This is a genomic window from Streptomyces sp. TAA486 (genome assembly GCF_000426165.1).
In genome coordinates this window covers 101761-127928 of sequence record NZ_AUEV01000020.1, presented here as the reverse complement: position 1 = coordinate 127928, position 26168 = coordinate 101761, and the positions used below count along the sequence as shown (strand labels likewise).

Annotated in this window: 21 protein-coding genes and 1 riboswitch; of the genes, 9 read left to right on the top strand and 12 right to left on the bottom strand. The window is 71.6% G+C overall.

Translation table 11 applies throughout. From position 1 onward, the window contains the following. Window positions 1-11 precede the first annotated feature (11 nt). Window positions 12-1127 carry a cobalt-precorrin-5B (C(1))-methyltransferase gene (locus I004_RS0125565; RefSeq protein ID WP_028437829.1) on the bottom strand — a complete coding sequence of 372 codons (1116 nt, stop codon included), beginning with the start codon at window positions 1125-1127 and terminating at the stop codon, window positions 12-14. A gap of 17 nt (window positions 1128-1144) precedes the next feature. On the opposite strand from I004_RS0125565, the gene I004_RS0125560 reads away from it, so the two are divergent. Beyond that, complete coding sequence (locus I004_RS0125560) at window positions 1145-1900, top strand: cobalt-precorrin-6A reductase (protein WP_028437828.1); 756 nt, start codon at window positions 1145-1147, stop codon at window positions 1898-1900. Between the two features lie 77 nt (window positions 1901-1977). Here the strand turns inward: I004_RS0125560 and I004_RS0125555 are convergent, their stop codons facing one another. After that, window positions 1978-2253 (bottom strand): helix-turn-helix domain-containing protein, encoded by a 276-nt coding sequence (locus tag I004_RS0125555; protein ID WP_028437863.1) that lies wholly within the window; start codon window positions 2251-2253, stop codon window positions 1978-1980. Between the two features lie 42 nt (window positions 2254-2295). Here I004_RS0125555 and map point away from each other — a divergent pair, with 42 nt between their 5' ends. Together map and I004_RS0125545 are read left to right on the top strand one after the other, a co-directional pair. Further along, window positions 2296-3075 carry a type I methionyl aminopeptidase gene (gene map / locus I004_RS0125550; protein ID WP_037977809.1) on the top strand — a complete coding sequence of 260 codons (780 nt, stop codon included), beginning with the start codon at window positions 2296-2298 and terminating at the stop codon, window positions 3073-3075. A gap of 105 nt (window positions 3076-3180) precedes the next feature. Continuing rightward, window positions 3181-3738: a GNAT family N-acetyltransferase gene (locus I004_RS0125545; protein ID WP_028437826.1), complete on the top strand. Its 558-nt coding sequence runs from the start codon at window positions 3181-3183 to the stop codon at window positions 3736-3738. On the opposite strand, the gene I004_RS0125540 is transcribed toward I004_RS0125545, so the two are convergent. Further along, on the bottom strand, window positions 3735-4418 hold the full coding sequence (locus tag I004_RS0125540; protein ID WP_028437825.1) for a haloacid dehalogenase type II: 684 nt from the start codon (window positions 4416-4418) through the stop codon (window positions 3735-3737). The two genes, I004_RS0125545 and I004_RS0125540, sit on opposite strands and share 4 nt — an antisense overlap. 159 nt (window positions 4419-4577) lie before the next feature. Between I004_RS0125540 and I004_RS0125535 the strand changes: the two genes are divergently transcribed. After that, a complete protein-coding gene (locus tag I004_RS0125535) occupies window positions 4578-5198 on the top strand; it encodes a CGNR zinc finger domain-containing protein (protein ID WP_028437824.1) in 621 nt (206 codons plus the stop codon). Here the strand turns inward: I004_RS0125535 and I004_RS36025 are convergent. The 3 genes from I004_RS36025 to cobG form a co-directional block, all read right to left on the bottom strand. Then, complete coding sequence (locus tag I004_RS36025) at window positions 5195-6763, bottom strand: precorrin-2 C(20)-methyltransferase (protein ID WP_051345428.1); 1569 nt, start codon at window positions 6761-6763, stop codon at window positions 5195-5197. The two genes, I004_RS0125535 and I004_RS36025, sit on opposite strands and share 4 nt — an antisense overlap. A 298-nt stretch (window positions 6764-7061) precedes the next feature. Then, window positions 7062-7688 (bottom strand): precorrin-8X methylmutase, encoded by a 627-nt coding sequence (locus I004_RS0125525; RefSeq protein ID WP_028437823.1) that lies wholly within the window; start codon window positions 7686-7688, stop codon window positions 7062-7064. Window positions 7689-7699: 11 nt separating this feature from the next. Beyond that, the gene (gene cobG, locus I004_RS36020; RefSeq protein ID WP_078511801.1) at window positions 7700-9040 is read right to left on the bottom strand and encodes a precorrin-3B synthase; all 1341 of its coding nucleotides are present in this window, start codon (window positions 9038-9040) and stop codon (window positions 7700-7702) included. A 103-nt stretch (window positions 9041-9143) separates the two neighbouring features. Beyond that, window positions 9144-9219, top strand: a riboswitch (cobalamin riboswitch). Between the two features lie 54 nt (window positions 9220-9273). Between cobG and cobN the strand changes: the two genes are divergently transcribed. After that, window positions 9274-12930 (top strand): cobaltochelatase subunit CobN, encoded by a 3657-nt coding sequence (gene cobN, locus I004_RS0125515; RefSeq protein WP_028437822.1) that lies wholly within the window; start codon window positions 9274-9276, stop codon window positions 12928-12930. A gap of 93 nt (window positions 12931-13023) precedes the next feature. On the opposite strand, the gene I004_RS0125510 is transcribed toward cobN, so the two are convergent. Both I004_RS0125510 and hpnR read right to left on the bottom strand, forming a co-directional pair. Beyond that, a complete protein-coding gene (locus I004_RS0125510) occupies window positions 13024-13797 on the bottom strand; it encodes an enoyl-CoA hydratase-related protein (RefSeq protein ID WP_028437821.1) in 774 nt (257 codons plus the stop codon). Window positions 13798-13890: 93 nt separating this feature from the next. Continuing rightward, window positions 13891-15387: a hopanoid C-3 methylase HpnR gene (gene hpnR / locus I004_RS0125505; protein ID WP_028437820.1), complete on the bottom strand. Its 1497-nt coding sequence runs from the start codon at window positions 15385-15387 to the stop codon at window positions 13891-13893. Between the two features lie 198 nt (window positions 15388-15585). Here hpnR and I004_RS0125500 point away from each other — a divergent pair, with 198 nt between their 5' ends. Together I004_RS0125500 and I004_RS0125495 are read left to right on the top strand one after the other, a co-directional pair. Next, window positions 15586-16770 (top strand): MFS transporter, encoded by a 1185-nt coding sequence (locus I004_RS0125500; protein ID WP_051345426.1) that lies wholly within the window; start codon window positions 15586-15588, stop codon window positions 16768-16770. Window positions 16771-16858: 88 nt separating this feature from the next. Then, entirely contained in the window at window positions 16859-17491 is a 633-nt protein-coding gene (locus I004_RS0125495; RefSeq protein WP_037977798.1) for a GNAT family N-acetyltransferase, read from the top strand. A gap of 73 nt (window positions 17492-17564) precedes the next feature. On the opposite strand, the gene I004_RS0125490 is transcribed toward I004_RS0125495, so the two are convergent. The 3 genes from I004_RS0125490 to shiA form a co-directional block, all read right to left on the bottom strand. Further along, window positions 17565-18827, bottom strand: a complete 1263-nt coding sequence (locus I004_RS0125490; RefSeq protein ID WP_028437817.1) for a saccharopine dehydrogenase NADP-binding domain-containing protein — start codon at window positions 18825-18827, stop codon at window positions 17565-17567. Window positions 18828-19025: 198 nt separating this feature from the next. Next, a complete protein-coding gene (locus I004_RS36015; protein WP_051345424.1) occupies window positions 19026-20093 on the bottom strand; it encodes a D-2-hydroxyacid dehydrogenase in 1068 nt (355 codons plus the stop codon). Window positions 20094-20240: 147 nt separating this feature from the next. Then, window positions 20241-21599, bottom strand: a complete 1359-nt coding sequence (gene shiA, locus I004_RS36010; RefSeq protein ID WP_037977792.1) for a shikimate transporter — start codon at window positions 21597-21599, stop codon at window positions 20241-20243. A 280-nt stretch (window positions 21600-21879) separates the two neighbouring features. Here shiA and I004_RS0125475 point away from each other — a divergent pair, with 280 nt between their 5' ends. After that, window positions 21880-22899, top strand: coding sequence for an alcohol dehydrogenase catalytic domain-containing protein (locus I004_RS0125475; protein ID WP_028437816.1), 1020 nt, complete (start codon window positions 21880-21882; stop codon window positions 22897-22899). 103 nt (window positions 22900-23002) lie between these two features. On the opposite strand, the gene I004_RS0125470 is transcribed toward I004_RS0125475, so the two are convergent. Continuing rightward, the gene (locus I004_RS0125470) at window positions 23003-23803 is read right to left on the bottom strand and encodes an IclR family transcriptional regulator domain-containing protein (RefSeq protein WP_051345423.1); all 801 of its coding nucleotides are present in this window, start codon (window positions 23801-23803) and stop codon (window positions 23003-23005) included. 403 nt (window positions 23804-24206) lie between these two features. Here I004_RS0125470 and I004_RS36005 point away from each other — a divergent pair, with 403 nt between their 5' ends. Then, window positions 24207-26144, top strand: coding sequence for a sugar phosphate isomerase/epimerase and 4-hydroxyphenylpyruvate domain-containing protein (locus tag I004_RS36005; protein ID WP_051345441.1), 1938 nt, complete (start codon window positions 24207-24209; stop codon window positions 26142-26144). The last annotated feature ends 24 nt before the right edge of the window (window positions 26145-26168 follow it).

Here is a 26168-nt window from a genome sequence, read left to right as displayed (position 1 = left end):
TTCCGCCTGAACTACGCGGGGCTGCTGCGGCCGACGACGGTTCCTGCACGGTCGACGCAGATCACGTCCACGTCGACCGGTGCCCCGCGCAGCACGGACAGGGCCTGATCGCGGGCGGCAACCGCCACCAGATCGCCCAGCGGCACCCCTGCCGCCGCACACAACTCCAACGCCGCGAGGCCGGTGTTGGCGTCGGTGACCTCACGGCACAGCGCCTCGTCCGCGCCGCCGTCGCGGGCGAGCCGGGCGAGGAACGCTTTGTCGACCTGGGAGCGTCCCGAGTGCAGGTCCAGATGCCCGGCCGCGAGCTTGGACAGCTTGGCGAAACCGCCACAGAGGGTGAGCCGGTCCACCGGGTGGCGCCGCAGGTACTTCAGTACCGCCCCCGCGAAGTCGCCCATGTCGAGCAGGGCGTCCTCGGGCAGGTGGTACTCGGAGACGACGGTCTTCTCCGAGGTGGACCCCGTGCACCCGGCGACGTGGGTGCGTCCGGCAGCACGTGCCACGTCCACCCCTCGCCGGATCGAGTCGATCCACGCCGAGCAGGAGTAGGGCACGACCACGCCGGTGGTGCCGAGTATCGACAGCCCGCCGAGGATGCCGAGCCGTGGATTCCAGGTGGAGCGGGCGATCTCCTCACCGTGGTCCACGGAGAGGGTCACTTCCACATCGCAACCGGCTCCGTGCCTGTCAGCGACGAGCGCGACGTGGTCGCGGATCAACTCCCGCGGTACCGGATTGATCGCCGGCTCCCCGACGGGCAGGGGCAGTCCGGGACGGGTGATCGTCCCGACCCCGGGGCCCGCCTTGAAGAGCACACCCTGTCCGTACGGCAGCCGCCGCACCGTGGCCCGCACCAGGGCGCCGTGCGTGACGTCCGGATCGTCCCCTGCGTCCTTCACGATCCCCGCCATGGCGTGCGCATCGGTCAGCTCCTCCGCCGCCAGCGCGAACGACGGCGTGTGCCCCTTGGGCAGCGTGATCGTGACCGGGTCGGGGAAGTCGCCCGTCAACAGCGCGGTGTACGCGGCGGTGGCAGCGGCGGTCGCGCAGGCACCGGTCGTCCAGCCGGGCCGCAGCCCGGTGTGCTTGAGTTGGGCACCGCGCCCACCCTTTGCCTCACTCATGAACGGATCCGGACTCCGTGCACGTGCTCCTACTCGGGGGAACGACCGAAGCCCGGCGCCTGGCCGAGATGCTGAACGCCCAGGCGCCGGACCTGCGGGTGACGTCCTCGCTGGCCGGCAGGGTCGCCTCTCCGCGCAGCCTGCCGGGGCAGGTGCGTATCGGCGGCTTCGGCGGAGCGGACGGGCTCGCCCGGTGGCTGCGCGAGCACGATGTGGATGCACTCATCGACGCCACCCACCCCTTCGCTGGGACGATCAGTTTCAACGCGGCGCACGCCGCCGCCGTCACCCATACTCCGCTGCTGGCTCTGCGCCGCCCAGGCTGGGTCCCCGTCGAGGGAGACGAATGGCATCCGGTCGCTTCTCTGGAGGAAGCCGCAGCCGTGCTGCCCACGCTCGGCAGCCGGGTCTTCCTCACCACCGGACGCATGGGTCTGGCCGCCTTCGCGGCCCTGGACGAGCTGTGGTTCCTCGTACGCTCGGTCGACCCGCCCGAGGCGCCTCACCCGCGCAGCATGGAAGCGCTGCTGGAACGGGGACCCTTCGACCTCGACCGTGAGCGCGAACTGCTCCGCCGCTTCCGCATCGACGTCGTCGTCACCAAGGACAGCGGCGGATCGGGTACCGCGCCGAAGCTCGTCGCGGCGCGCGAGGCAGGCGTGCCGGTGGTCGTGGTGCGCAGGCCGCCCGTGCCCGAGGAGGTCCCCGTCACGGCCGAGCCCGAGCAGGCCCTCAACTGGCTGACCAGGCACGTCGACGACACCGTGGCGTAAGGCAGTTGGAGAACCCGGCACTCCCGAGCCCCTTCAGGAACATCCGCCCCCCGGCCGGACGGCAGGGTTCCTGACACTCACGCCGAAATGGCCCGGCCACCGCTGCCTGCATCCTTCGCGCAGGCTGCGGCCAGGTCGTCCAGCGACAGGTCGAGCGCGTGGGCCAGGGCCGCCACGGTGAAGAAGGCCGGGGTCGGGGCCCGGCCGGTCTCGATCTTGCGGAGCGTCTCCGCGGACACCCCGGCCGCCGCTGCCACGTCCACCATGCTGCGGTCGCCACGGGCCTCGCGGAGCAGGGTCCCGAACCGCTCTCCACGCTGCCGCTCCTGCGGGCTCAAGGGAACTCTCACCATGGGCGTGATACTAATACCGGTATAAGTATTGGGCAGCGTCGCATCGCGGGGAGTCACGGGGAGATCAAGACCGATACGGCACTGGAGGCGATGCGTGAAGCCGGACGCGTGGTGGCCGAGGCCCTCGCGGCCGCCCGCCGATCGGCAGCCGTGGGGGTCCGCGTGCGCGAGCTCGACGAAGCGGCCCGTACCGTCCTGGCCAAGGCCGGGGCGCGCTCCCCGTTCCTGGGCTACCGGCCCTCCTTCGCGCCCACCCCCTTCCCGGCGGTGATCTGCGCGTCCGTCAACGACGCCCTCGTGCACGGCATCCCTGGCGACCACCGCCTGCGCGACGGTGACCTGGTCAGCATCGACTGCGGAGCCGAACTCGACGGCTGGACCGGCGACGCCGCGATCAGCTTCACCGTCGGCACCGCCCGTCCCGCGGACCTGGAACTCATCGCCGCCACCCAGCAGGCGCTGGACGCCGGCATCGCCGCCGCCACCGTCGGCAACCGCATCGGAGACATCTCCCACGCCGTCAGCGGCGTCGCCCGCACGGCTGCATGCGGCATGCCGGCCGACTTCGGCGGCCACGGCATCGGCCGCCGGATGCACGAGGACCCCCACGTCCCCAACCACGGACGACCCGGCCGGGGTTTCCCCCTGCGCCATGGCCTCACCCTCGCCATCGAGCCCATGCTCATGGCCGGAGGGCGCAACGAGTACCGCACCGACCCCGACGGATGGACCTTGCGGACGATCGACGGCAGCCGCGCCGCCCACATCGAGCACACCATCGCCGTCACCGAGGACGGCCCCCGCATCCTCACCCTGCCCTGACCTCGAACCCGCTCGCCCGCGGCAGCGCGTGACGCCGGACGATGCCGGCCGCCGAACTCGCGGCATCCGCGGGGGACTTCGAGGGCCGAGGACTAAGCTTCCGCCGTGAACGAAACCCGACATGGCATACGAATCCGACCGGGCGGCATCGCCGACGCACCGGCCGTTGTGGACATGCTCGACTCCGCGGTGGTCTGGATGAACGAACGCGGAAACACCGAGCAGTGGGGCACCGCGCCGTGGTCGGAGAGGCCCGGGGGAGTGGCCCGGATCGAGCGGTACACGACCGAGATGGCACCGTACATCGCGGACTTGGACGGAACACCCGCCGGAGTCCTGGTGCTGGACTCCGGTCCCAGCTCGCAGATGCCGATCGCGCCGGCCGGTGAACCGGAGCAGTACGTACGGCTGTTGGTCTCCCACCGGCGGTTCGCCGGACTGGGCATCGGCGCGGCGCTGCTCGTCCATGCCGCCGAGGAGGCCCGGCGTGCGGGAGTGGAGCTGCTGCGGGTCGACTGCTGGGCGGGCGGCGGGGGCGAGTTGATCAGGTTCTACGAGCGCAACGGCTTCACTGCGACCGATCCCTTTCTGTACGGGACCTGGCCCGGACAGGTGCTGGCCCGACGGGTCGGCGTCCGCCCCGATCGGGCCGGTACTTCCTAGGCGAGCCGGCCGGCCAGGCCGGCCAGGTCATCGGCGTGCAGGTCGAACCGGTCCGAGGATGCGGGCGGGTCACCGACAGGGCGGGTGACGTAGGCGGTGCGCAGGCCGAGTGCCTGAGCGCCACGCAGGTCCCATGCGTGGGTGGCGACCATCAGCAGCCGCTCGGGCGGCAGTCCGGAGGCGGTGACGGCCAGCTGGTAGACCGCCGGGTCCGGCTTGTAGGTCCGGGCGTCTTCGGCGGACAGGGCCTGATGCCAGCGCAGTCCGGCGTGGGCGTTGATTCCCAGCAGCGCGGTACGGCTCGCGTTGGAGAGTCCGATCAGCGCGAACTGTTCGGCGAGTCGGGCCAGCCCCGCCACGGTGTCGGGCCATGGCGGGAGCCTGCGCCCCGACAGGGCCAGCGTCCCTACGGCGGCCGGGTCGTCGACTCCGGCGGCGTCGGCGACGAGCCGGGCGGCTTCCCGGTCGAGCACGTCACTGGTGACGTGGGGCCGGGAGCCGTCGAGGACGCGGCGCTGCTCGCGGTCGATGTGCTGCTGCCAGAGCGACAAGAGCCGCTCGGTGCTCGCAGCGTCCAGCGTCGGGTCGAGTTCGCGGATACCGGCGCGGATGCCGGCGGGTTCGTCGACGAGAGTGCCGAGCACGTCGAACACGAGGGTGTCGATCTTCAGCTCTGTCATGGGCGAGGTCTCCTGGACGCGGCAGAAGCAGGTGCGTGGGCGGCAGTCGTCACCTCTCACCCGCGCAGCCAGGCCGGAGCGCACTGGCCCCACCAATGTAAGGGGTAAAGTTACAGTTAGACGAAATGGTTTTGCGTGGGGAGTTGGAGGCTCGCAAGGATGCACGTGGCGCTGGACGACTACGCCTGGGCGGCGGGGGTCGCGACCGAGCTGGTCAACACCACTGCCGAGGTCTGGCGCGGCGACGACCGCCTGCCCGACCCGGCCGCCCTCGTCGCGTTCTGCGACCTGCACGGTCAGCGGTCCGGCGAAGACCACGTTCCGGGCGCGCTGTCCGGTCTCGCCCGCCGCGGACGCACAGCCGACCTTCAGGCGGTCCACGCACTCCGGACGGCCGTGCGCGACCTGATCGATCGCCCCGACCGGGACCACCTCATCTCCGGCGCGACCACGCTCGCCTCAAGGGCGCAGGGCCTCACCCTGCTTCCCGGCCCCGCGCAGGAGGACCGCACTCGCTGGGCGGCCCAACTCCGCGACGGAGCAACCGTCGCCGACGCCCTCGCACTGGTCTGCGGGATCGGCATCCTCGGGGTCGTGCACACCTTGGGCGAGCAGCGGTTCCGGCCTTGTGGTGCGCCCACCTGCCGGGGAGCGTTCATCGACACCACCCGGCCGGGTCGCCGCCGCTACTGCATGCCGGGCCTGTGCGGCAACCGCGTCAACGTCGCGAACCACCGCGCCCGTCGAGCCGCAACGCGCGACAGGCGCACCGGCTCCTAGCCCGCCTGGCCCGCCTGGCCCGCCTCACCCGGCGAGTACCGGCGCGGCGTCCAGACGATCCTCTCGCCGTTCCCGCGCCGTACCGTGCGGCTCCGGGAGGAGCCGACGATGAGGATCGTGCGCATGCCGACCTCCTCCGGTTCCAGATCGGCGAGGTGCACGATCCGTACCGTCTCGTCCGGCCCGCCGACGTCCGTGGCCACGACGACCGGGGTGTCCGGCGCCCGGTGCTGCAGCAGCAGTTCGCGGGCCTTGCCCACCTGCCAAGTGCGGCTCTGCGAACCGGGGTTGTAGAGAGCGAGCACCAGGTCCGCGGCAGCGGCGGCGTGCAGGCGCTGGGCGATGACGTCCCAGGGCTTGAGCCGGTCGGAGAGCGAGATGCTGGCGTAGTCGTGCCCGAGAGGCGCACCCGCGCGGGCCGCGGCGGCGTTGGCGGCGGTCACGCCCGGCAGGACCCGCACGGGGACGTGTGCGTACTGGTCCTGCGACGCCGCTTCCAGCACCGCGGTGGCCATCGCGAACACCCCCGGGTCGCCTCCCGAGACGACGGCCACGCGCCGGCCACCTCGCGCCAAGTCCAGTGCGAATTCCGCGCGTTCGGACTCCACGCGGTTGCCCGAGCTGTGGCGGCCTTGGCCGGGACGTACGGAGACACGGTCCAGATAGGTCGTGTAGCCGACGAGGTCGTCGGCCGCGGCGAGCGCGCCGCGTGTCTCCGGGGTCAGCCACAAGGGACCCGCCGGACCCGTGCCCACGACGGCGACCTCGCCCGGCTCCTGCTTCTGTTCCCGCTCCGGCTCGGAGGGCTCCGAGGGCTCCGACGGCTTCGCCCCGGCCCGGCTCGGCAGCACGGCAACCGAGAAGTACGGCACCGAACCCGCCTCCACGTCGGCCAGGTTGCCGGTGCGCTCCCCTGTCATCGTCGCCCGCTCCACATAACGGGCCTCTGCCAGGCGTCCCGAATTCTGCAGCGCCTGACGGGTCTTGGCGAAGGTGCGGCCCAGCTTCATCACCACGGCCGGATCGGCCGAGGCCATGCGGGCCGTGAGTTCCTCCTCCGGCAGGGTTCCCGGGAGGATCGTCAGCACCTCCTCGCCCTCGGCCAGCGGGGTGCCCAGCCGGGCCGCCGCGGCGCTGACAGAGGTGACGCCCGGGACGACCTCGGTCGGGTAGCGGTCGGCAAGGCGCTTGTGCATGTGCATGTACGAGCCGTAGAAGAGCGGGTCCCCCTCCGCGAGCACCGCGACGGTACGGCCCGCGTCGAGGTGTGCGGCAAGGCGGCCCGACGCCTCGGTGTAGAACTCCTCCAACGCGCCCCGGTAGCCCCCGGGATGGTCGGTGCCCTCGGTGGTCACCGGGTAGACGAGGGCCTCTTCGATGTGGTCGTCGCGGATGTGCCGGGCTGCGATCGAGCGGGCGATGGACCTCTTGTGCCGGGCGCTGTGGTAAGCGATCACGTCCGCCTCGGCGATGACGTCGATGGCGCGTACGGTCATCAGCGACGGATCGCCGGGACCGAGCCCGACACCGTAGAGCCTGCCGGCGGTCTGCGTGGTCTCGGTCACCGGATTCCTCCGAGGATGCCCCGGCCTTCGGGCCAGGGAAGAACCGGACTCCTGCGGTGCAGGGCAGAGGCAGCCGTATCGCCGCCCGGGCGATACGGCGTCCACCCCGCACGGAAGTGAGCGAGCCCGCCTTGATCACGAACTCTCATCTGTCGGTCCTCCCGGATAGTTTGAGGGGGCCGCCGGCCCCGGAGGCTGCCTGAGCCTGGAATCCGGCAGACGCTTGACGGCACCCCGCAAGGGGCGCACGTCCGCAAGGACGGGCGGGGATCCCCCGCCTTCAGGCGGATCGGAGCAGTCACTCTTCCTCGCTCGATATCGCGTTGAGCGCTGCGGCGGCGATGGCGCTGCCTCCGCGCCGCCCGCGCACGACCAGGTGTTCAAGACGGGACGGGTGGGAGGCGAGCGCGTCCTTGGACTCGGCGGCGCCGACGAAGCCGACGGGGACGCCGATGACGGCGGCCGGCCTGGGAGCGCCCTGCTCGATCATCTCCAGGAGCCGGAAGAGAGCGGTGGGCGCGTTGCCGAAGGCGACGACCGCTCCTTCCATGCGGTCCCGCCACAGTTCGAGAGCGGCGGCGGTGCGGGTGGTGCCCAACTCCGCGGCGAGTCCGGGCACGGACGGGTCGGACAGGGCGCACACCACCTCGTTGTCCGCGGGCAGCCTCTTGCGGGTGACGCCGCTGGCGACCATGGAGGTGTCGCAGAGGATGGGCGCACCCGCCCGCAGGGCTTCGCGGCCGCGGGCCACGACCGCGGGGGTGTGGACGATGTCGCGTACGAGATCGACCATCCCGCAGGCGTGGATCATGCGGACGGCGACCTGGCTGACATCCGGAGGCAGCGCTTCGAGGTCCGCCTCGGCCCGGATGGTGGCGAAGGACTGCCGGTAGATGGCGGCGCCGTCCTTCTCGTAGTCGAACACTGTGCTCCCACTCATCGCTTCACCGGTGTCGGGGCTTTCGGGCTGCTCGTACGTGCCTCCGCGACATCGGCGGTGACTCCGGCACGGCTGGTCGTGGTCGCGGAACGGACGCGGTCCTCGCCCACGACCGAGACCCGGTAGCCCTCCGGGACCGCCACCACCTCCACGCGGTCGCCGCGCGGGTGGCCGCAGCGGCGTTCGCACCCGGACCAGTACACGGGCAGCTGTCCGGGTCCCGTGAGCGCTGCCGCGTCGGAGCGGACGTCGGCCAGCGACTTGGCGCAGCCGGGCCGTCCGATGCAGGAGCCCACTCCGGCCCGGGGCGAGTCGGGGTCGGTGATCAGGCCGGTGTTCGTGAGCGTGCGCATCTGCTCCTCGGCATCGGCAGCGGGGACGCCGGGCACGACGAGGCCGCGCCACGGGGTCAGCCGCAGCTCCCGGTGCCCCGTGTGCGCGGCGACGGAGACGAGCGCTTCCCACTGGGCAGCTTCGATCCGGCCCATCGGGGCGAGCACCGACAGTGCCGCCTCACCGTGAGGACCGGTGACCAGGCCGGGAAGGGGTGCGGACGCGCAGGTCCCGGGCGGTTCCGCAGAGGTCGTCGCGGCGACGCCCCTCTCGCCGAGGCGGCGGACGACCGCGTCCGTCAACTCCTCGGGCCCGTCCGGTAGTTCGCTGACCCGCCAGGCCTCCCCGTGCCTCGCGGCGGATGTCTGAAGAAACGCTTCGGCTGCGAGGAGTGCAGCCAGAGGCCCATCGGACGACGGGACGTGGACGGCGCGCGCGTTCCACGGACCGATGCGCAGCCGCGCCGAGCCGTTCCCGCCGGCGGCCAGCGTGATGTCCGCCGCCAGCTCGGCCATGTCTCCGCGGCCGTCGTCGAGAGCGAAGAGGAACCGCCCGGACAGAGCGTGAGCAGACTCACTCGCGCACAGCATGCCGTCCAACGCGCGCAGCCAAGGCCGCAGATCGCCGTGCCCGCGGCCGTCGAGACCGGCCAGCGGCGAGGCGACGAAGTTGCGGACCCGTTCGTGGCGGTGCGACGGAAGCAGACCGGCGGCGCCGAGAAACTGGGCCAACTCCCGTCCGCAGCCCGTCCCGAGACCCCGCAGCTGCACGTTGCCACGGGAGGTGAGATGCAGATCCCCGTCACCGAACCGTCGTGAAACTGCCGCCAGCGCCTCGGCCTGAGTGACGTCGAGCACCCCGCCGGGAACACGTACGCGGGCGAGCGCCCCGTCGTCCGCCTCGTGCAGGCGCAAGGCCCCCGGGCATGCGTCGCCGCGGTCCCGAATCGGCTTCGTGTCCTGGGCAAATGCCCGGACCGGGGCGGTACACATGGCGGCGAGCATACCCATCGCCGTACCGGGCCGTATGTCCCGCATTCCGACTGTGACCCTTACTATGCCTCTCGGTGGGCCTGCAGGTCCGCCACCGCCACAGACGGCGACATGGGAGGAAGCCCGGTGCGAATCCGGCGCGGTCCCGCCACTGTGATCCCGGCCATGACGGCCGGGCGAGCCAGGAACTCCCGCCGTCCGACACCACCCGGGGCGCGGACACCCCGAGGAAGGCCAGACGCCGCGTGATTCTTCTGCTGTCGACGTCCGACACCGATCTGCTCAGTGCCCGCGCCTCGGACGGGCCCGTCTCCTACCGGTTCGCCAACCCGTCCCGGCTGCCCCTCGACAAACTGCCCGCCCTGCTCGACGGCGTGGACCTCGTCGTCGTACGGCTCCTCGGCGGCATCCGCGCCTGGGAGGACGGTCTCGACCAACTCCTCGGTCACGGGCGCCCCGTTGTCGTCCTCACCGGCGAACAGGCCCCCGATGCACAGCTGATGGCCGCCTCGACGGTCCCGGTGGGCATCGCCGCGGAGGCTCACGCCTATCTGGCCCACGGCGGGCCCGCCAACCTCGAACAGCTCGCGCGCTTCCTCTCCGACACCGTGCTCCTGACGGGCCACGGCTTCGAACCCCCCGCCCCCGCCCCCAGTTGGGGACCGCTGGCCCGGGAGGCGAAGGACACGGACGGTCCCACCGTCGCCGTGCTCTACTACCGCGCCCACCACATGAGCGGCAACACCGGCTTCGTCGAGGCGCTTTGCGGCGCCATCGAGCAGGCCGGCGCCCGTCCGCTGCCGCTGTACGTGGCCTCGCTCCGCGCGCCAGAGCCGGAACTGATCGACGAACTGCGCGCCGCGGACGCCATCGTCACCACCGTCCTCGCCGCCGGCGGCACCCGGCCCGCCGAGGCCTCCGCCGGTGAGGACGACGAGTCCTGGGACGCGGGAGCCCTCACCGGCCTGGACGTGCCGATCCTCCAGGCCCTGTGCCTGACGGGATCGAGGAGCGCCTGGGAGGACAACGATGAGGGCGTCTCCCCGATGGATGCCGCGAGCCAGATCGCCGTGCCGGAGTTCGACGGACGGCTGATCACCGTGCCGTTCTCCTTCAAGGAGGTCGACGAGGACGGGCTGCCCTCCTACGTCGCCGACCCCGAACGCGCCGCCCGGGTCGCGGGAATCGCCGTGCGGCATGCCCGTCTGCGCCGAATACCCGCCGCCGGCAAGCGAATTGCGCTGGTGCTGTCCGCGTACCCCACCAAGCACTCCAGGATCGGCAACGCCGTCGGGCTGGACACACCCGCGAGCGCGGTGGCCCTGCTGCGGCGGCTGCGCGAGGAGGGCTACGACTTCGGCCCCGAGGACGAGATCCCCGGCCTTGTCTCCGGCGACGGCGACGAACTGATCCGGGCCCTGATCGACGCCGGCGGCCACGACCAGGAATGGCTCACCGAGGAGCAGTTGGCGCGGAACCCCGTGCGCATCCCGGCAGCCGACTACCGGCGCTGGTACGCCACACTCCCCGAAGAGCTGCGCACGTCCGTCGAGGAGCACTGGGGACCGCCGCCCGGTGAGATGTTCGTCGACCGCAGCCGGAACCCGGAGGGCGACATCGTGCTCGCCGCTCTGCGCCGGGGGAATCTCCTCATCCTCATCCAGCCGCCCCGCGGCTTCGGTGAGAACCCGATCGCGATCTACCACGATCCCGATCTGCCGCCCTCGCACCACTACTTGGCGGCCTACCGCTGGATCGCCGCCCCCGCTGGGGGCACCTCCCACGCCGAAGGCGGTGGGGGAGAAGGGGGCTTCGGTGCGGACGCGGTGATCCACCTGGGCAAGCACGGCAACCTGGAGTGGCTGCCCGGCAAGAACGCGGGGCTGTCCGCGGCGTGCGCCCCCGACGCCGCGCTCGGTGACGTGCCCCTGATCTACCCGTTCCTCGTCAACGACCCCGGCGAGGGCACCCAGGCCAAGCGCCGCGTCCACGCCACGCTCGTCGACCATCTGGTACCGCCGATGGCACGCGCCGACTCCTACGGCGACATCGCGCGCCTGGAACAACTCCTCGACGAATACGCGCAGATCGCCTCGATGGACCCGCCGAAGCTCCCCGCGATCCGCGCTCAGATCTGGACCCTCATCCAGGCGGCCAGGCTCGACCACGACCTCGGCCTCGAGGAGCGCCCCGACGACGACGGCTTCGACGACTTCCTGCTCCACGTCGACGGCTGGCTGTGCGAGGTCAAGGACGCCCAGATCCGCGACGGCCTGCACGTCCTGGGCCAGGCACCCTCGGGCGCCGTGCGTGTCGACCTCGTCCTGGCCGTCCTGCGCGCACGCCAGATCTGGGGCGGCTCGACGACGCTGCCCGGCCTGCGTGAGGCGCTCGGCCTGGACGAGTCCGCCGCCACGCGGACCACCGCCGACGAGGCGGAGGAGACCGCACGCGCGCTGGTCCAGGCGATGGAGGACGCCGACTGGGACCCGGCCGCCGTCCCCGCCGTGGTCGCCGGACACGGTGAACAGGTCGCGGAGATCCTCGCGTTCGCGGCCCGGGAGGTCGTTCCGCGCCTGGCCGCGACCACCGCCGAACTCGACCACACGGTGCACGCGCTGGCCGGCGGCTTCGTGCCGGCCGGGCCGTCCGGGTCGCCGCTGCGCGGCCTCGTCAACGTCCTGCCGACCGGCCGCAACTTCTACTCCGTCGACCCCAAGGCCGTCCCGTCACGCCTCGCTTGGGAGACCGGGCAGGCCCTGGCCGACTCGCTCCTGACGCGGTACCGCGACGACAACTGGGGGTCCCCCCGGCCGGAGGCTGGGGGAGGCTGGCCGACGTCCGTGGGGCTCTCCCTGTGGGGCACGAGCGCCATGCGCACCGCCGGTGACGACATCGCCGAGGCCCTGGCCCTGCTGGGCATCCGCCCCGTATGGGACGACGCCTCCCGCCGCGTCACCGGTCTGGAGCCGATACCGCTCGACGAGCTCGGCCGTCCCCGGATCGACGTCACGCTCCGCATCTCGGGCTTCTTCCGCGACGCGTTCCCGCACGCCATCTCCCTGCTCGACGACGCCGTGCGCCTGGCCGCCTCGCTCGACGAACCGCACGAGGACAACCACGTACGTGCCCACGCGCAGGAGGAGTTGGCCGACCACGGCGACGAACGGCGCGCCACCACCCGCATCTTCGGCTCCCGGCCCGGTACGTACGGAGCCGGCCTGCTCCAGCTGATCGACTCCCGCGACTGGCGCACCGACGCCGACCTCGCGGAGGTCTACACGGCGTGGGGCGGCTACGCGTACGGACGGGACCTCGACGGCCGGCCGGCGCGCGCGGAGATGGAGACCGCCTACGGGCGCATCGCCGTGGCCGCCAAGAACACCGACACCCGCGAACACGACATCGCCGACTCCGACGACTACTTCCAGTACCACGGCGGCATGGTCGCGACGGTACGGGCGTTGCGCGGCACCGCACCCGAGGCGTACATCGGCGACTCCACCCGCCCCGAGACCGTGCGCACCCGCAGCCTCCTCGAAGAGACCTCACGCGTCTTCCGCTCCCGGGTGGTCAACCCCAAGTGGATCGAAGCCATGCGCCGCCACGGCTATAAGGGCGCCTTCGAACTCGCCGCCACCGTCGACTACCTCTTCGGCTACGACGCCACCACCGACGTCGTCGCCGACTGGATGTACGACAAGCTCACCGAGACCTACGTCCTGGACCCGGTCAACCGCGAATTCCTCGAACAGGCCAACCCCTGGGCGCTGCACGGCATCGCGGAACGTCTCCTGGAAGCACAGTCACGCGGCATGTGGGCCAAGCCCGACCCCGCGATGCTCGAGGCGCTGCGCGAGGTCTATCTGGAGGCCGAGGGGAATCTGGAGAGCGACGACTGAGCCCGTCGTGAACAGGTCCGGGGCGGCCCGGCTCCCTCGCCAGGGCACGCCGGGCTTCTCCGGAGGGATCCCGCGCCGCTCGGGCGCGCCAGGTCAGTCGGGCCACTCCGGGTGGCGCTTCTCCAGGAAAGCCGCCATGCCCTCGCGGGCGCCGGGGAGCTGCGAGGCCGAGGCCATCACCTCGAGGGCCACCTGGTAGGCGTCGGCCTCGGGCCGGTCGAGCTGGGCGTAGAGGGTCTGCTTGCCGAGCGCCTTGCCCGCCCGGCTGCCGCGGGTCGCCCGCGCCAGCAACTCGGCGACGGCGTCGTCGAGTTCGTCGTCGGGCACGACCCGGTTGACCAGGCCCCAGCGCTCCGCGGTCGCAGCGTCGACGGCGTCGCCGGTCAGGGCCATCTCCATCAGCCGCTTCCTGCCGATGGAGCGTGCGACGGGCACGGCCGGTGTGTGGCAGAACCACCCGCCCTTGCCGCCGGGCAGCGCGAATCCGGCGGACTCCGCGGCCACCGCCAGGTCGCACGAGGCGACCAGCTGGCAGCCGGCGGCCGTCGCCAGTCCGTGTACCCGGGCGACGACGACCTGTGGCACCGACTGAACCGTCCGCATCAGGTCGGTGCACAGCTGGAGCAGCTCGCGGACCCCGGTCAGGTCCCGGGACGAGACGTCGCCGAAGTCGTGGCCGGCGGAGAAGACCGGGCCGTCCGCGGCCAGCACGATCCCGGTCGCGTCGCTCTCTCCGGCCTCGGCGAATGCGTCGCGCAGCTCCGTGAGGTGGTCCGCGGTCAGCGAGTTCCTGCGCGCCGCGCGGTTCATCGTGATCGTCACGGTGGCGCCGTCGCGCTTCACCAGGATGTGCTCGTAATCCGCCACGGCCCCACCGTAACTCGCGGTGCCCCGGCAGCGGGCGGGCTGCGGCCGGGCGCCACGGCGGCAGCGGACGGGCCCCATGGGCGCCCCGCGAGTTCACTCGGCCGGTGCGGCGTCCCGGCCGTGGGCGGCCTTGCGGTCGTGGATGTACAGCTTGCGCCGGTCGCCGACATCGAGCCGCTGCGGCAGCGGCAGTTCGTACTGGACGGGCCGGTAGTGGTCGGTGAGCTGACGCTCGGGGTTGTAGACGGTGTTGAAGCGCCACAGCATGCGCGCGAAGTTGGTCTGGCCGCGCATCAGGTTGCCGCTCAGCACACGCAGTGCCCCGAACGCGGTGCGCAGGCCCAGGTGTTTGCGGTTGATGACGGCCTGCGTGCGGACGAGTTCGCGGTAGAAGACCTCGAGCGGCAGGGTGGTCGGGACGACGGCGTGCTGGATGTCGAACAGCCGGTAGTCCCGGGTGGTCAGCCGCCGCGACTCCGTGTGCCACACCTCGGTGCCGGGGTACGGGGTCATGACCGTGAGGTGCACGATCTCGGGCACCGACAGGGCGAACTCCCGGACGACACGGAACCGTTCCTCGTCCCATCCGGGGTCCACGATCAGGTTGATGGCCACGTTGATGCCCAGCTTCCGGGCCAGTTCGAGGGCCTTGAAGTTGTCGTCGGGGCTGACGCGCTTGCGGTACAGGTCCAGTCCCTCGGCGTCGATCGCCTCCATGCCGAGGAACATGTACTGCAGCCCCAGCCGCGTCCACCGCTCGAAGATCTCCGGGTGGCGCAGCAGGACGTCGGCGCGCGTCTCCAGGTAGTAGCGCTTGCGGATGCGGCGGCGCTCGATCTCGGCGGCGATGGCGTCACCGTGCTCGGGACGGATGAAGGCCACGTCGTCGACGATGAAGACGCTGCTCTCACGGATGCTCGCCATCTCCTCGCCCGCCGCCTCGGGGGAGGCCTTGCGGTAGCTGCGCCCGTAGAAGGTCCAGGCCGAGCAGAAGGAGCAGTCCCAGGGGCAGCCCCGTGTGAATTCGATCGACGCGCAGGGGTCGAGCTCGCCGATGAAGTAGCGGCGGCGGTGGGCGAGCAGATCGCGGGCGGGGCGCGGGGTGTCGATGCTGTGCAGCATCTGCGGGCCGGGACCGCGGCCGTCGGCGGTGACGATGCCGGGGACGCCGTCGACACCGCCCTGTGCCAGCCCCTCCAGCAGCGGGCCGACGGCGGGTTCGCCCTCGCCGCGGATCACCGAGTCCACGGCGCCCTTCGCCTGCTCGAGCACTTCCTCGGCCACGAAGGACACACTGTGCCCGCCGAAGAAGACATGCGCGGACGGAACGATTTGCTTGGCGCGGTACGCGAGGTCGATCGCCTCGGGCACGTTCGCCAGGTAGTTGAGGGAGAAGCCGATCGCCTGGGGTTCGAACTCGATCATCGTCCGCTCCAGGTCGGAGTGCCTGGAGACCTGGAGGTCGATCACGCGCACATCGTGTCCGGCTTCCCGTGCGGCGCCCGCGACGCGCTCCAGACCGAGGGGTTCGAGCCGGAGGAAGATCTCCGAGTACATCAGGGAACTGGGATGGACGAGGAGCAGACGCACCGTTGCCTCCGGGAGTCGCGGGCCGGTTCGTCCACCCGTTGTCCGGGAGCCGGGGCGTCAAACGGCGCATGGACCGGCGTCCCCCGTTCGGGGGGGGTGCGTCCCGCGCGGGGCGATCTCACGTACTGGATACGGCCTGTGCAGGTGCGGACGGGTGAGCCATCATGGGCGGCTGGCCACGATCAGCGGGAACCATTGATGACCACGTGCCAGGAACGGCAGGATCCGCCCGAGACGCAGCACCTCACCGGGCCCCCGCGGGCCTTGTCGGTCGCGACGTTCGTCAGCAGCTTCGACCGGTTCGTGATCAGTCCCATGCTGGTGCTGATCGCATCCGGACTGGGGGTGCCGCTCTCGACGGCGGTCGTCACTGCCAGTGGCTACTTCCTTGCGTACGGGCTGTCGCAGCCGCTCTGGGGGTTGCTCTCGGACCGCTTCGGGCGGGTGCGGATCATGCGCGCGACGTTGCTGGCCGCGGCGGCGGCCGGAGTGGTCTCCGCCGTGGCGCCCGGGATGGTGGTGCTGGCCGTGGCGCGGATCTCGGCCGGGGCCTTCTTCGGCGCCGTGGTGCCGACGTCCCTCACGTACGTGGGCGACACGGTGAGCACCACATGGCGCCAGCGGGCGCTGTCGGACCTGATGGCCGCGATGGCCCTGGGCACCGCGCTGGCCACGGCGTTCGGTGGCGTGCTGGGTCATCTCCTGCACTGGCGTGCGGTGTTCGCCACGTCCGCCGCGTGCGCGCTGCTGTGCTTCTTCGCCCTGCGCAAGCTGCCGGAGCCGGCGCGCGCACCGGTCGCCGGGGTGGGCGAGCCGCTGCGTGCGGTGCTGCGCAACGGCTGGGCCCTGTTGGTGTTCGGGCTGGCGTTCGTCGAGGGCGCCGTGCTGCTCGGCACGATGACGCTGCTCGCCGCGGCACTGCAGGCGAACGGCGTGAGCGCGGCAGTCGCGGGCCTGGCCACCGCGGCGTTCGGCGTCGGCGTGCTGGGGTTCTCGCGCCTGGTGAAGGCGCTGTCCGGACGGATGCCGGTGTGGGCGCTGATGGCCGTGGGCGGCGCGCAGATCTGCCTCGGCTACGGCATGGTCGCCGCACGCATCGATCTGGTCGTCGTCATCATCACGGCCCTGCTCCTCGGCGGCGGATGGTCGTTCATGCACTCGTCGTTGCAGACCTGGGCCACATCGGTCGTGCCGGAGGCGCGGGGCACGGCGGTCGCCTTCTTCGCCGCCTCGTTGTTCATCGGCAGCTCGGTCGCGGTGACTGCCGCCGGACCCCTGGCACAACACGGGCAGTACGCGCTGCTGTTCGGCATCGCGTGCGTGACGTCGGTCCCGCTGACCGTCACGGCCGTGCTGTGCCGCCGGCGGCGGTCGGCGGTGTGAAGAGCACCTGGCGGGAGCGGGCCGGAGCCCGCATCGGGTACGGGGTCCGCCGCGGCGTACGGATGCCCGGCCTGCTTCGATGGGTGATGTGAACACTCAGCACGCGGGCACCACGGTCGTCGTCGAGGCGCTGACGGCGGCGCATGCCGATGAGGTCCTGGCCATCTACCAGGCCGGGATCGACGAGGGGAACGCGACCTTCGAGACCGCCGCGCCCACCTGGGAGGCCTTCGACGCCGCCAAGCTCTCCGAGCACAGGTTCGTGGCCGTCGAGCGGGAGGCCGGCGATGTGCGGAGCGAGGCCGGCAGCGACGGTCCCGATGTAAGTGACAGCCGCAGCGCCACTGACCCTGACGCCGGCACCGGCACCGCCGCCGGCACCGGCACCGGCGGCGGTAGCAGGGTGCTGGGCTGGATCGCCGTCGCTCCCGTCTCGGCCCGTGCCGTCTACGCGGGCGTGGTCGAGCACTCGGTGTATGTGCACCCGGAGGCGCGTGGCCGTGGAGTGGCCCGCGCCCTGCTGGACGCGCTGATCGCCTCGACCGAGGCCGCCGGGATCTGGACGGTTCACGCGGGCATCTTCCCCGAGAACACGACCAGCATCGCGCTGCATCTGCGCGCGGGCTTCCGCGTCGTCGGCACAAGCGAACGCCTGGCCCGCCACCACGGCGTCTGGCGCGACGTCCAGCTTCTTGAACGGCGCAGCCCCGTCGTCGACTGATCCGGAGACAGATCCGCCGACCGGTCCTCCGACCGATCCGGGGACTGATACGGCGGGCAGGCGCCGCGGCGGCTCAGTAGGGCCGCGCGTCGATGGTCATGCCGGCCGCACGGAGCCGCCCGACGAGCGCGTCGCCGAGGGCGGTGGCCGGTGTGAGTACGCCGCCGTCCCCCTCCGGCAGGGTGTCCCGGTCCAGGACGAGGGCCAGGGCGGATTCGCCGAGCATGACCGCGGTCGCCTTGTAGCCGGGGTCACCCTGTGCCCTGAATCGTGCGGTGTAGCGGGCGCCTGTGGTGGTGACGGCGAACGTGTCCAGCGTGAAGTGGCCCTTCTCGCGCGAGCGCGCATCGGGCCCGTCGCCCGGATCGGGCAGGACCTTGTCCAGCAGCGGCCGCGTGGGACGCAGCGCCAGCCCGGTGACGAGCCCGCCCATGGCTCCGGTCACCGCGGCCGCGACGAGCGGGGAGAGCAGCGGCGGGCCGAGGCGCATGGCCTCGCGGTACCGGAAGCGGGCACCGTAGGCGTGATCCCGCAACGCCGCGCTGCGGCGGACGATGCGGGTGTTGAAGGGCGCCATGAAGAAGGGCGCGAGGACCCCGCGCAGCGGCGTGCCCGCCTTGGAGCCGCGGGCCATGAACAGGTCGGTCTGGCGGCCCAGTTCGGGCTCGGAGGCGCGGTCGGGGCTGAGGGTGTAGGGGTCGGCGGCGAGCCGCCGCGCCTTGCGGTCCTTCTTCATCATGTCGATCTGCTGGCGTACCGAATCGATGGTGCCGCCGCTGACACCGCCGCTGACCGAGGTGAGAACCGCGGTGGTGTCTCCCAGTTCACCGCTGCCGTCGGCGCGGACCTTCTCGTGGAGGAGGTGCACGTTGATGTCGGAGGGGATCGAGTCGAAACCGCAGGCATGGACGATGCGGGCGCCGGTGGAGGCGGCGGTCGCGTGGTGGGCGTCGATGGTTTCGCGTACGAACAGGGCCTCACCGGACAGGTCGACGTAGTCGGTGCCGGCCTGTGCGCAGGCACCGACCAGGTCGCGGCCGTACTTCGCGTACGGGCCGACGGTCGTGATGACCACATGCGTGGCGCCGGCCATCTTCTCCAGGGCAGGACGGTCACCGGCGTCGGCGACGAACAGGGGCCAGTCGCGGGCCCGTTCGCCGAGCTCCTTCCGTACCGCGGTCAGCTTCTCCTCGCTGCGTCCGGCCAGAGCGATCCGGGTGCCCTCGGGTGCGGCCTGAGCCAGGTGGCGTGCGACGAGGGCGCCGACGAAGCCGGTCGCACCGTAGACGGTGATGTCGATGTCGCGTGCGCCGCGCTTCGGGCTGGTGCCGGTCATGGTCGGGTCCTTCCGGTCCGGGCGATGGTCGAGCGCTGGTGAAGGCTTTTCGAGCGTGCCGGTGCGCAGGTGGGGCTCCGCTTCCGGGCGGAGCCGTGCCCACGGCACCCCGCCCGTGGCTGCGGATGCTCCCGCATGCCAACGTATCCGGAGCGCGGTCGGGCCCGGCCACCGGCCGCACCCCCCCCGGGCCCTGTCTCAGTACAGCCGCGTCGGATCGACCTGGTTCAGGAGCGGACGGCCGTCGAGGTAGCGGCGGAGGTTGTCGCAGAAGATCCCGGTGAGGCGCTCGTTGGCGAGGCCACCGTCCGTCATCGCCGTGGCGTGGTAACCCAGCAGGACGTTGGGCAGGTCCCACAACGGGCTTTCCTGCGGCAGGGGTTCCGTCTCCGTGACGTCCAGCGCGGCGCCCGAGAGGTGACCGGACCTCAGCGCCTCGATGAGCGCCGCTTCGTCAGCCACGGCTCCGCGGCCCACGTTGACCACGTACGCGCCAGGCTTCATGGCCTTGATCATCTGGTCGTCGATGAGGTGGTGCGTCTCCGGCGTCGAGGGCAGCGTGACGACGACGTAGTCGGCGTCCGCCACCGCCTCCGCGATCCCGTCCACCGGGTGGACGCGGCCGACGATCCAGGTGTCCTCGCGGCCCCGGCCCGTCACGGAGCGGCGGACGCCGGTGAGACGGCAGCCGAACGGATGCAGACGCCGGGCGACTTCCTTGCCGATGCTGCCCATTCCGACGATGCAGACGGTCCTGTCCTCGAGCGTGCCGCTCGCGGCGGTGTGCCAGTACCGCTCGCGGCGTTGCCGGTGGAGCCGGTCCAGGTCCTTCACGTGCGAGAGGATCGCGGCGGCGGTGAATTCGGCGAGCGGCGCGGAGAAGATGCCGCTGCCCGTGGTGACGGTGACTCCCGACTCCAGAAGTCCCGTGCCCGCGACGGCTTCACCCGCACCGGCGGCGCCCGCCTGGAACCAGCGCAGCCGGGGAGCCGCCTCCGTCAGGGTGTGGAGGTCGTCCATGTGGAGGTCCAGGATCACCTCGGCCCGCGCCAGCTGCTCCTTCCACGCCTGCTCCTGGTCGGGAGTGCGGCTGAAGCCGCCTTCGTCCGGCTCGGGGAGGCTTCCGGGACGGTAGAGCAGCCGCCGGCGCCCCTGCGGCGGAGGCACGAGTGCGGTGTCGTGGAGGACCCGTACGCGCGAGTCCGACTCCCGGATGCGCTCGATGTGTTCGGGCTCCAGCCAGCTCTTGATCAGAACGTCGACCATGGTGCGATTCCTTGCTCGTCCTGCGACCTCGTGCGGATGGTGTCAGGCTGCGGCGGGTTGCGCGATGGGGCGGCGCACACCGAACCAGTAACAGACCCCGGCGAGTGGGGCGATGACACCGGCCGATCATGGTGCCGGTGCAGGCGATCAGTACTTGCTGACGGGCGTGCGCGCTGTCTCGCCGTCAGCTGCCGCGGCCGTGGCGGAAGGAGAGGCGCTCGTTCCGCGGAGCGTGAGCGCGACCAGGGCCGAGGCACCGCATCCCGCCGCGAGATAGGCCGCGACCCAGTGCCAGCTGCCGCCGCCGAACGCGACGAGCGCCGTCGCGATGAACGGTGTGAAGCCTCCGCCCACTGCACTGGCCACCTGGTATCCCAGTCCGGCGCCGCTGTAGCGGTACTCGGCGCCGAACAGCTCGGTGAACAGCGGCTGCTGGACGCTGACGATCATGTCGTGCGCGATGTTGACGAGCAGGACGGAGGTGACCGCCAGGAGGATCGCGGACCCGGACTCCATCGACAGGAAGTACGGAACGGTGCCCAGCACCCCGATCACCGCACCGGTCATGAAGACCGGCTTGCGTCCGTACCGGTCCGAGAGCCACGCGAACGCGGGGATGGTGACGATGCCGACACCGCCCACGAGCAGCCCGATGTTCAGCATCAGGCCGGAGTCGAAGCCGTGCTCGTCGACGGCGTAGGAGAGCGCGAACGTCGTGACGACGTACATCGTCACGAGCTCACCCAGGCGCATGCCGATGATCTGGAAGAAGGCGGCCGGGTGCTTGCGCAGCGCGGTCACGACGGGGAGTTTCGTGCGCTTCTGCGTCTGCCGCGCCTCGACCTCCTCCTTGAACACCTCGCTCTCGGGGACCCCGGCGCGTATCCACAGGGCCAGCGCGACGAGCAGTGCGCTGATCAGGAACGGAATGCGCCAGCCCCACTCCTGGAACTCCCTCTCCCCGAGGCCGTTCTCCAGCAGTGCCACAGCACCGGTGGCGAGGATAAGGCCCACCGAGTAACCGACCTGCACGCCGGAGCTGTAGAGGGCCTTGAGCCTGGACGGGGCGGACTCGACCGCCATCAGCGCGGCTCCACCCCATTCGCCGCCGACGGCGAAGCCCTGGAGCGCGCGGAGGATCACCAGGAACAGCGGTGCCCACCAGCCGATGCTCCCGTACGTCGGCAGCGCGCCGATGAGCGCGGTGGAGATCCCCATCAGCAGGACCGTCCACACCAGCATCCGCTTGCGGCCGAGCTTGTCCCCGAAGTGCCCGAAGACGAGCCCGCCGAGCGGGCGGCACACGAAGCCGATGCCGAACGTGGCGAAGGCTGCGAGCGTGCCGGCGAGGGGGCTGACCCCGGGGAAGAAGGCCTTGTTGAAGACGATGGCGGCGACGATCCCGTAGAGGAGGAAGTCGTACCACTCGACGACGGCCCCTATGGAGCTGCCGAGCGCAGCACGAGTCTGCTTGCGGGGCGTTGACTGCTCTGAAACGAATGGCATGACAACCTCTGTGCGCTTGGTGCACATGTGTGCGTGACTTGCACGGCATCGTGTACTCGCCGGATTGCCCGGGTCAAGGGTCTGTTCCGGATCGATGAGCCGCGGACAAGATGCCATGTCGGGCGGCCGCCGGTCGATCTGCCGTTCATTCCTGATGTGCCTGCTGCTGATCCGGCCCCTGTGCTGTCTCGCCCACAGCCGTCGACTTCGCTTCCGTTACGCTGTCACGATGCGTACGTTGGTGCGTATAGCGCACAACTTTCGAGAGGTGTCGACCCCCATGAAGGCAGCAGCACTCACCGCGCCCGGACGTGTCGAGACGGTCCGCATCCCCCCTCCTGGATACGGACCGCACGACGTGCTCGTTCGCATGACGGCCGTCGGCCTGTGCGGGACGGACCTGGCCGTGGTCCGGGGCGCGCGCCCGGCGCCGCGGCTGCCATGGGTGCTGGGGCACGAAGGCATCGGGGAGATCGCGGCGGTGGGCAGCGCCGTCCGTCACCTCTTCGAGGGCGAGACCGTGGCCATCGAGCCGAACTACTGCTGCGGGCTGTGCGCCCAATGCGCGACCGGGTTCACCTCGGGGTGCACGAAGCGGGTGGCCGTCGGGTTGGACACCCCGGGGGTACTCGCGGAGTACGTGAGCGTGCCGGCCGAGTTCGTGCACACCGCGACCGGGGATGCCGACCAGCGCGATCTCGTCTGCGCCGAGCCGCTGGCCGTGGCGCGCACGGCCGTACGCCGCTCGGGGGTGCGGGCGGGCGAGACCTGCCTGGTCGTGGGGGCGGGCTCCCAGGGGCTCCTGGTCTGTCTCTGTCTCATCGACGCGGGGATCACCCCGTACGTGCGCGAACCGCACGAAGGCCGCCGGGCCCTCGCGGTCTCGCTGGGCGCCGTGCCCGCGGAGGTCGCGGGAGCGGCTGGGGAGGGGCCGGGCACTGAGGCCGCGCCCGCCGATCACATCTTCGAGACCGCGGGGGTGCCGGAGGCCGCCGACTGGGCACTGCGGCACGCCGCGCCCGGCGGCACCGTGACGTTCATCGGGATGAGCGGAGCGCCGCTGGAACTGACGGCGCACGAACTGGTCCGGCGGCAGCTGTCACTGAGGGGATCGCTGATCTACGACCATCCGCGGGACTTCGCGGAGACCGTCGCCCTGATCGAGAAGGGCACGCTCGCCCCCCACCGCGTGCTGCAAGCCGAGTTCGGCCTGGCGGAGGCGGCCGCCGCGTTCGAAGCAGTGGGGGCGACGCCGGGCAAGTGCTGGATCAACCTCGCCGGTACGGGCCAGGCGGAGTGACGCGCGGTGCGGACCGGCCGATGTCCCGGTGGTCCGCCCTCGGCGAGAGGTGACAAGTCGGGCGCCCGGCCGACGGTTCGAGCTGCTGCCGCCGCGTGCCCGCTCAGTGGGTGACCGCGCTCACAAGGTCCGCTTCGATCAGCCGGACGGTCCGCAGGATCGCCGGGATGTAGTCCCGTTCGACGAGTTCCGGTGTCGTACGCCCCGCGTGCACCGAGACGTTCGCCGCGGCCACCACCTGTCCCGCGCGGTCGCGCACCGGTGCCGCCGCGCCCCGCAGCCCTTCCTCCAGTTCCGAGTCGACCAGCGACCAGCCTTGCTTGCGTACCTTGTCGATCTCCTCGCGGAGGGTCCGCGGGCTGCGGATCGTGTGGTCGGTCTTCTTCTCCAGCTTCAGCCGCGCGAAGCGCTCGTCCAGCTCGGCGTCCTGGAGTCCGGCCAGCAGCACCCGGCCCATCGACGTCGTGTAGGCGTCGAAGCGGGTGCCGATGCCGATCTTCACCGCCATCAGGCGGGTGCTCTGCACGAGCGCGATGTAGACGATCTCCTCGCCGTCCAGCACCGCGAGGGCCGCCGTCTCGTTGAGCTCGCGGGCCAGCGACTGAAGATGCGGCTGGGCGATCTCGGGCAGCGACATGCTGGAGAGATAGGCGTAGCCCAACTCAAGGGTGCGCGGCGTGAGTTCGAAGGCGCGGCCGTCGCTGGTGACGTAGCCGAGGTCGGCGAGCGTGAGCAGCAGCCGGCGGGCCGTCGCCCGGTCGAGGCCGGTCTCGCGTGCGACCTGGGTGAGCGTCTGCGAGCGGCGGTCCGCGGTGAACGAGCGCATCACCGACAGGGCTCGCGCGACGGACTGCACGAAGTGCGGACCGTACCCCTCGCGCCCCTTCGTCACCGGTTCCGACAACGCCTCACTACCTCCCGCACGGGGCCTGACCTGCCATGGCGCGCATATGTGCGCATCACGCACAGCCTACAGCGTGGCCTCCGCCGAGGGCCAAACGGTCCGGAGATCCGGTGGCGAGCTCGAACCCCAGGTGGCGCCCCGTCTTGCTGCGGACCGATTGACGTCCACCGGAGCATGCTCCTATTGTGCGCGATGTGCATTTCAGTGCGGCATACGAACACACCTGGCCGACCGGAGGTTCGCACCACGCGTCGGTGCAGCAGGCAGCCGCCGGCATCAAGGAGCACGCATGAAGCCGCCCACGCCTTCTTCGCCCATCACCTCGCCCGTCACCCCGTACGGGCCGTCAGCGTCGGCGCGGCCCCGCGCACGCAAGGGCGTCGCGACCGTCTGTCTCTCCGGAATGCTGGAGGACAAGCTGCGCGCGGCGGCCGCGGCGGGCTTCGAGGGTGTCGAGATCTTCGAGAACGACCTCGTCGTCTCGGCGATGTCACCGGAGAGCGTCGGCTCCCTCTGCGCGGACCTCGGCCTGACAGTCGACCTCTACCAGCCGTTCCGCGACTTCGAAGCCGTGCCGGACGCCCTGCACACGGCCAACCTCCGCCGCGCAGACCGGAAGTTCGACCTGATGGAGCGGCTGGGCGCCGACACCGTGCTCGTGTGCTCGACGCTCTCGCCGCACGCCACCGACGACGACGGCCTGGCCGCCGGTCAACTGCGCGCGCTGGCCGAGCGAGCCGCGGCACGCGGAATGCGCGTCGCCTACGAAGCCCTCGCCTGGGGACGCTTCGTCAACAGCTGGGAGCACTCCTGGCAGATCGTTCGCAGGGGGGACCACCCGAACCTCGGACTGTGCCTGGACAGCTTCCACGTGCTCTCCCGCGATCCCGCGCCGACGGGCATCGACACCGTCGACGCGGACAAGCTCTTCTTCCTCCAGCTCGCCGACGCGCCGCGTCTCGACATGGACGTACTGCAGTGGAGCAGGCACCACCGGCTCTTCCCGGGCCAGGGCTCCTTCGACCTGCCGGGCTTCCTCGCCCAGGTGCTCGCCGCCGGGTACGAGGGACCGCTGTCGCTGGAGGTGTTCAACGACATCTTCCGGCAGACCGATCCGGGGCCCGCGGCGGTGGACGGGATGCGGTCGCTGGTCGCGCTCGAAGAGGCCGTCGCCGGGACCGGGGACGGGCCCCCGGACGGCCGGGCGCGGCCACGCGTCGAACTCGCGGCGCCGCCGCCCGCACCGGAACTCCTCGGGCACGCGTTCGTCGAACTGACCGTGGACGACGATTCCGCTCCGCACGTCTCCGGTGCGCTGACCGCGCTCGGCTTCGTCCACACCGGGCGTCACCGCTCCAAGCCCGTCGAACTGTGGCAGCAGGGTGGCAGCAACGTCGTGCTCAACCGCGACGACCGCGACGACCGCGACGACCGGGACGAGGGCTCCGCGGGCGCGGACGGCCCCGGAGCAGCCGCAGCCGACCCTGCCGGGACCGGCCGGGCCGAAGTCGTGGCGCTCGCGGTCGAGAGCCGCGACCCCGAGCAGTCCGCGCGCCGGGCCGAAGCCCTCCTCGCCACGCCCCTGCCGCGCAGGCGGGGCCCCGAGGAGGCCGAACTCACCGCCGTCGCCGCCCCGGACGGCACCCAGCTGTTCTTCTGCCCCGGCGGAGCGGCGGCCGGCCCGGACTGGCGGGCGGACTTCGTACCGACCGGCGCAGGCACCGGTACCGGCTCCGACACCGACCCCGACAAAGGGGACGCCGCCGTAGCCGGAGCCCTCGGGCGCATCGACCACGTCGCACTGGCGCAGCCCAACGACCAGTTCGCCGGTTCGATGACCTTCTACCAGTCCGTACTCGACCTGCGGGAGCGGGACTTCGCCGAGTACGCGGCACCCTTCGGCCTGGTCCGCAGCCGCACGGTCGGCAACGCCTCCGGCGAGGTGCGGATAGCCATGCACGGAGCGCTGCTGCGCCGCGGAGGCTGGGCGCCCTCGGTGCCCGACCCGGAGCACGTGGCGTTCACCACCGACGACGTCTTCGCCGCGGCGCGCAACGCCCGCGAGCGTGGCCTCGCGATCCTGCCCGTCACCGACAACTACTACGACGACCTGGACGCCCGCTACGCGCCGGACCCCGCGCTGCTGCGCGACTTGCGCGAGCTGAACATCCTCTACGACCGTGACGAGCACGGGGAGTTCTTCCACTTCTGCACCGGCATCCTCGGCTCGCGGGTCTTCTTCGAGGTGGTCCAGCGAGTGGGCGACTACCGCGGCGACGGGGCCGTCAACGCGCCCGTACGGATGGCAGCTCACCGGCAGGCACGCAACCGGGCGGACTGAGCACGCCCGGGGAGGCCGGTGACA

Excerpts from the sequence above, each read along its gene's own strand:
- I004_RS0125535 (WP_028437824.1), top strand. The coding sequence starts at position 4,578 with ATGCACGTGGCGCTGGACGACTACGCCTGGGCGGCGGGGGTCGCGACC.
- cobG (WP_078511801.1), bottom strand. The coding sequence starts at position 9,040 with ATGCTCGCCGCCATGTGTACCGCCCCGGTCCGGGCATTTGCCCAGGAC.
- I004_RS0125490 (WP_028437817.1), bottom strand. The coding sequence starts at position 18,827 with ATGACCGGCACCAGCCCGAAGCGCGGCGCACGCGACATCGACATCACC.
- I004_RS36015 (WP_051345424.1), bottom strand. The coding sequence starts at position 20,093 with ATGGTCGACGTTCTGATCAAGAGCTGGCTGGAGCCCGAACACATCGAG.
- I004_RS0125475 (WP_028437816.1), top strand. The coding sequence starts at position 21,880 with ATGAAGGCAGCAGCACTCACCGCGCCCGGACGTGTCGAGACGGTCCGC.
- I004_RS0125500 (WP_051345426.1), top strand. The coding sequence starts at position 15,586 with ATGACCACGTGCCAGGAACGGCAGGATCCGCCCGAGACGCAGCACCTC.
- I004_RS0125565 (WP_028437829.1), bottom strand. The coding sequence starts at position 1,127 with ATGAGTGAGGCAAAGGGTGGGCGCGGTGCCCAACTCAAGCACACCGGG.
- I004_RS0125555 (WP_028437863.1), bottom strand. The coding sequence starts at position 2,253 with ATGGTGAGAGTTCCCTTGAGCCCGCAGGAGCGGCAGCGTGGAGAGCGG.
- shiA (WP_037977792.1), bottom strand. The coding sequence starts at position 21,599 with ATGCCATTCGTTTCAGAGCAGTCAACGCCCCGCAAGCAGACTCGTGCT.
- I004_RS0125540 (WP_028437825.1), bottom strand. The coding sequence starts at position 4,418 with ATGACAGAGCTGAAGATCGACACCCTCGTGTTCGACGTGCTCGGCACT.
- I004_RS36005 (WP_051345441.1), top strand. The coding sequence starts at position 24,207 with ATGCTGGAGGACAAGCTGCGCGCGGCGGCCGCGGCGGGCTTCGAGGGT.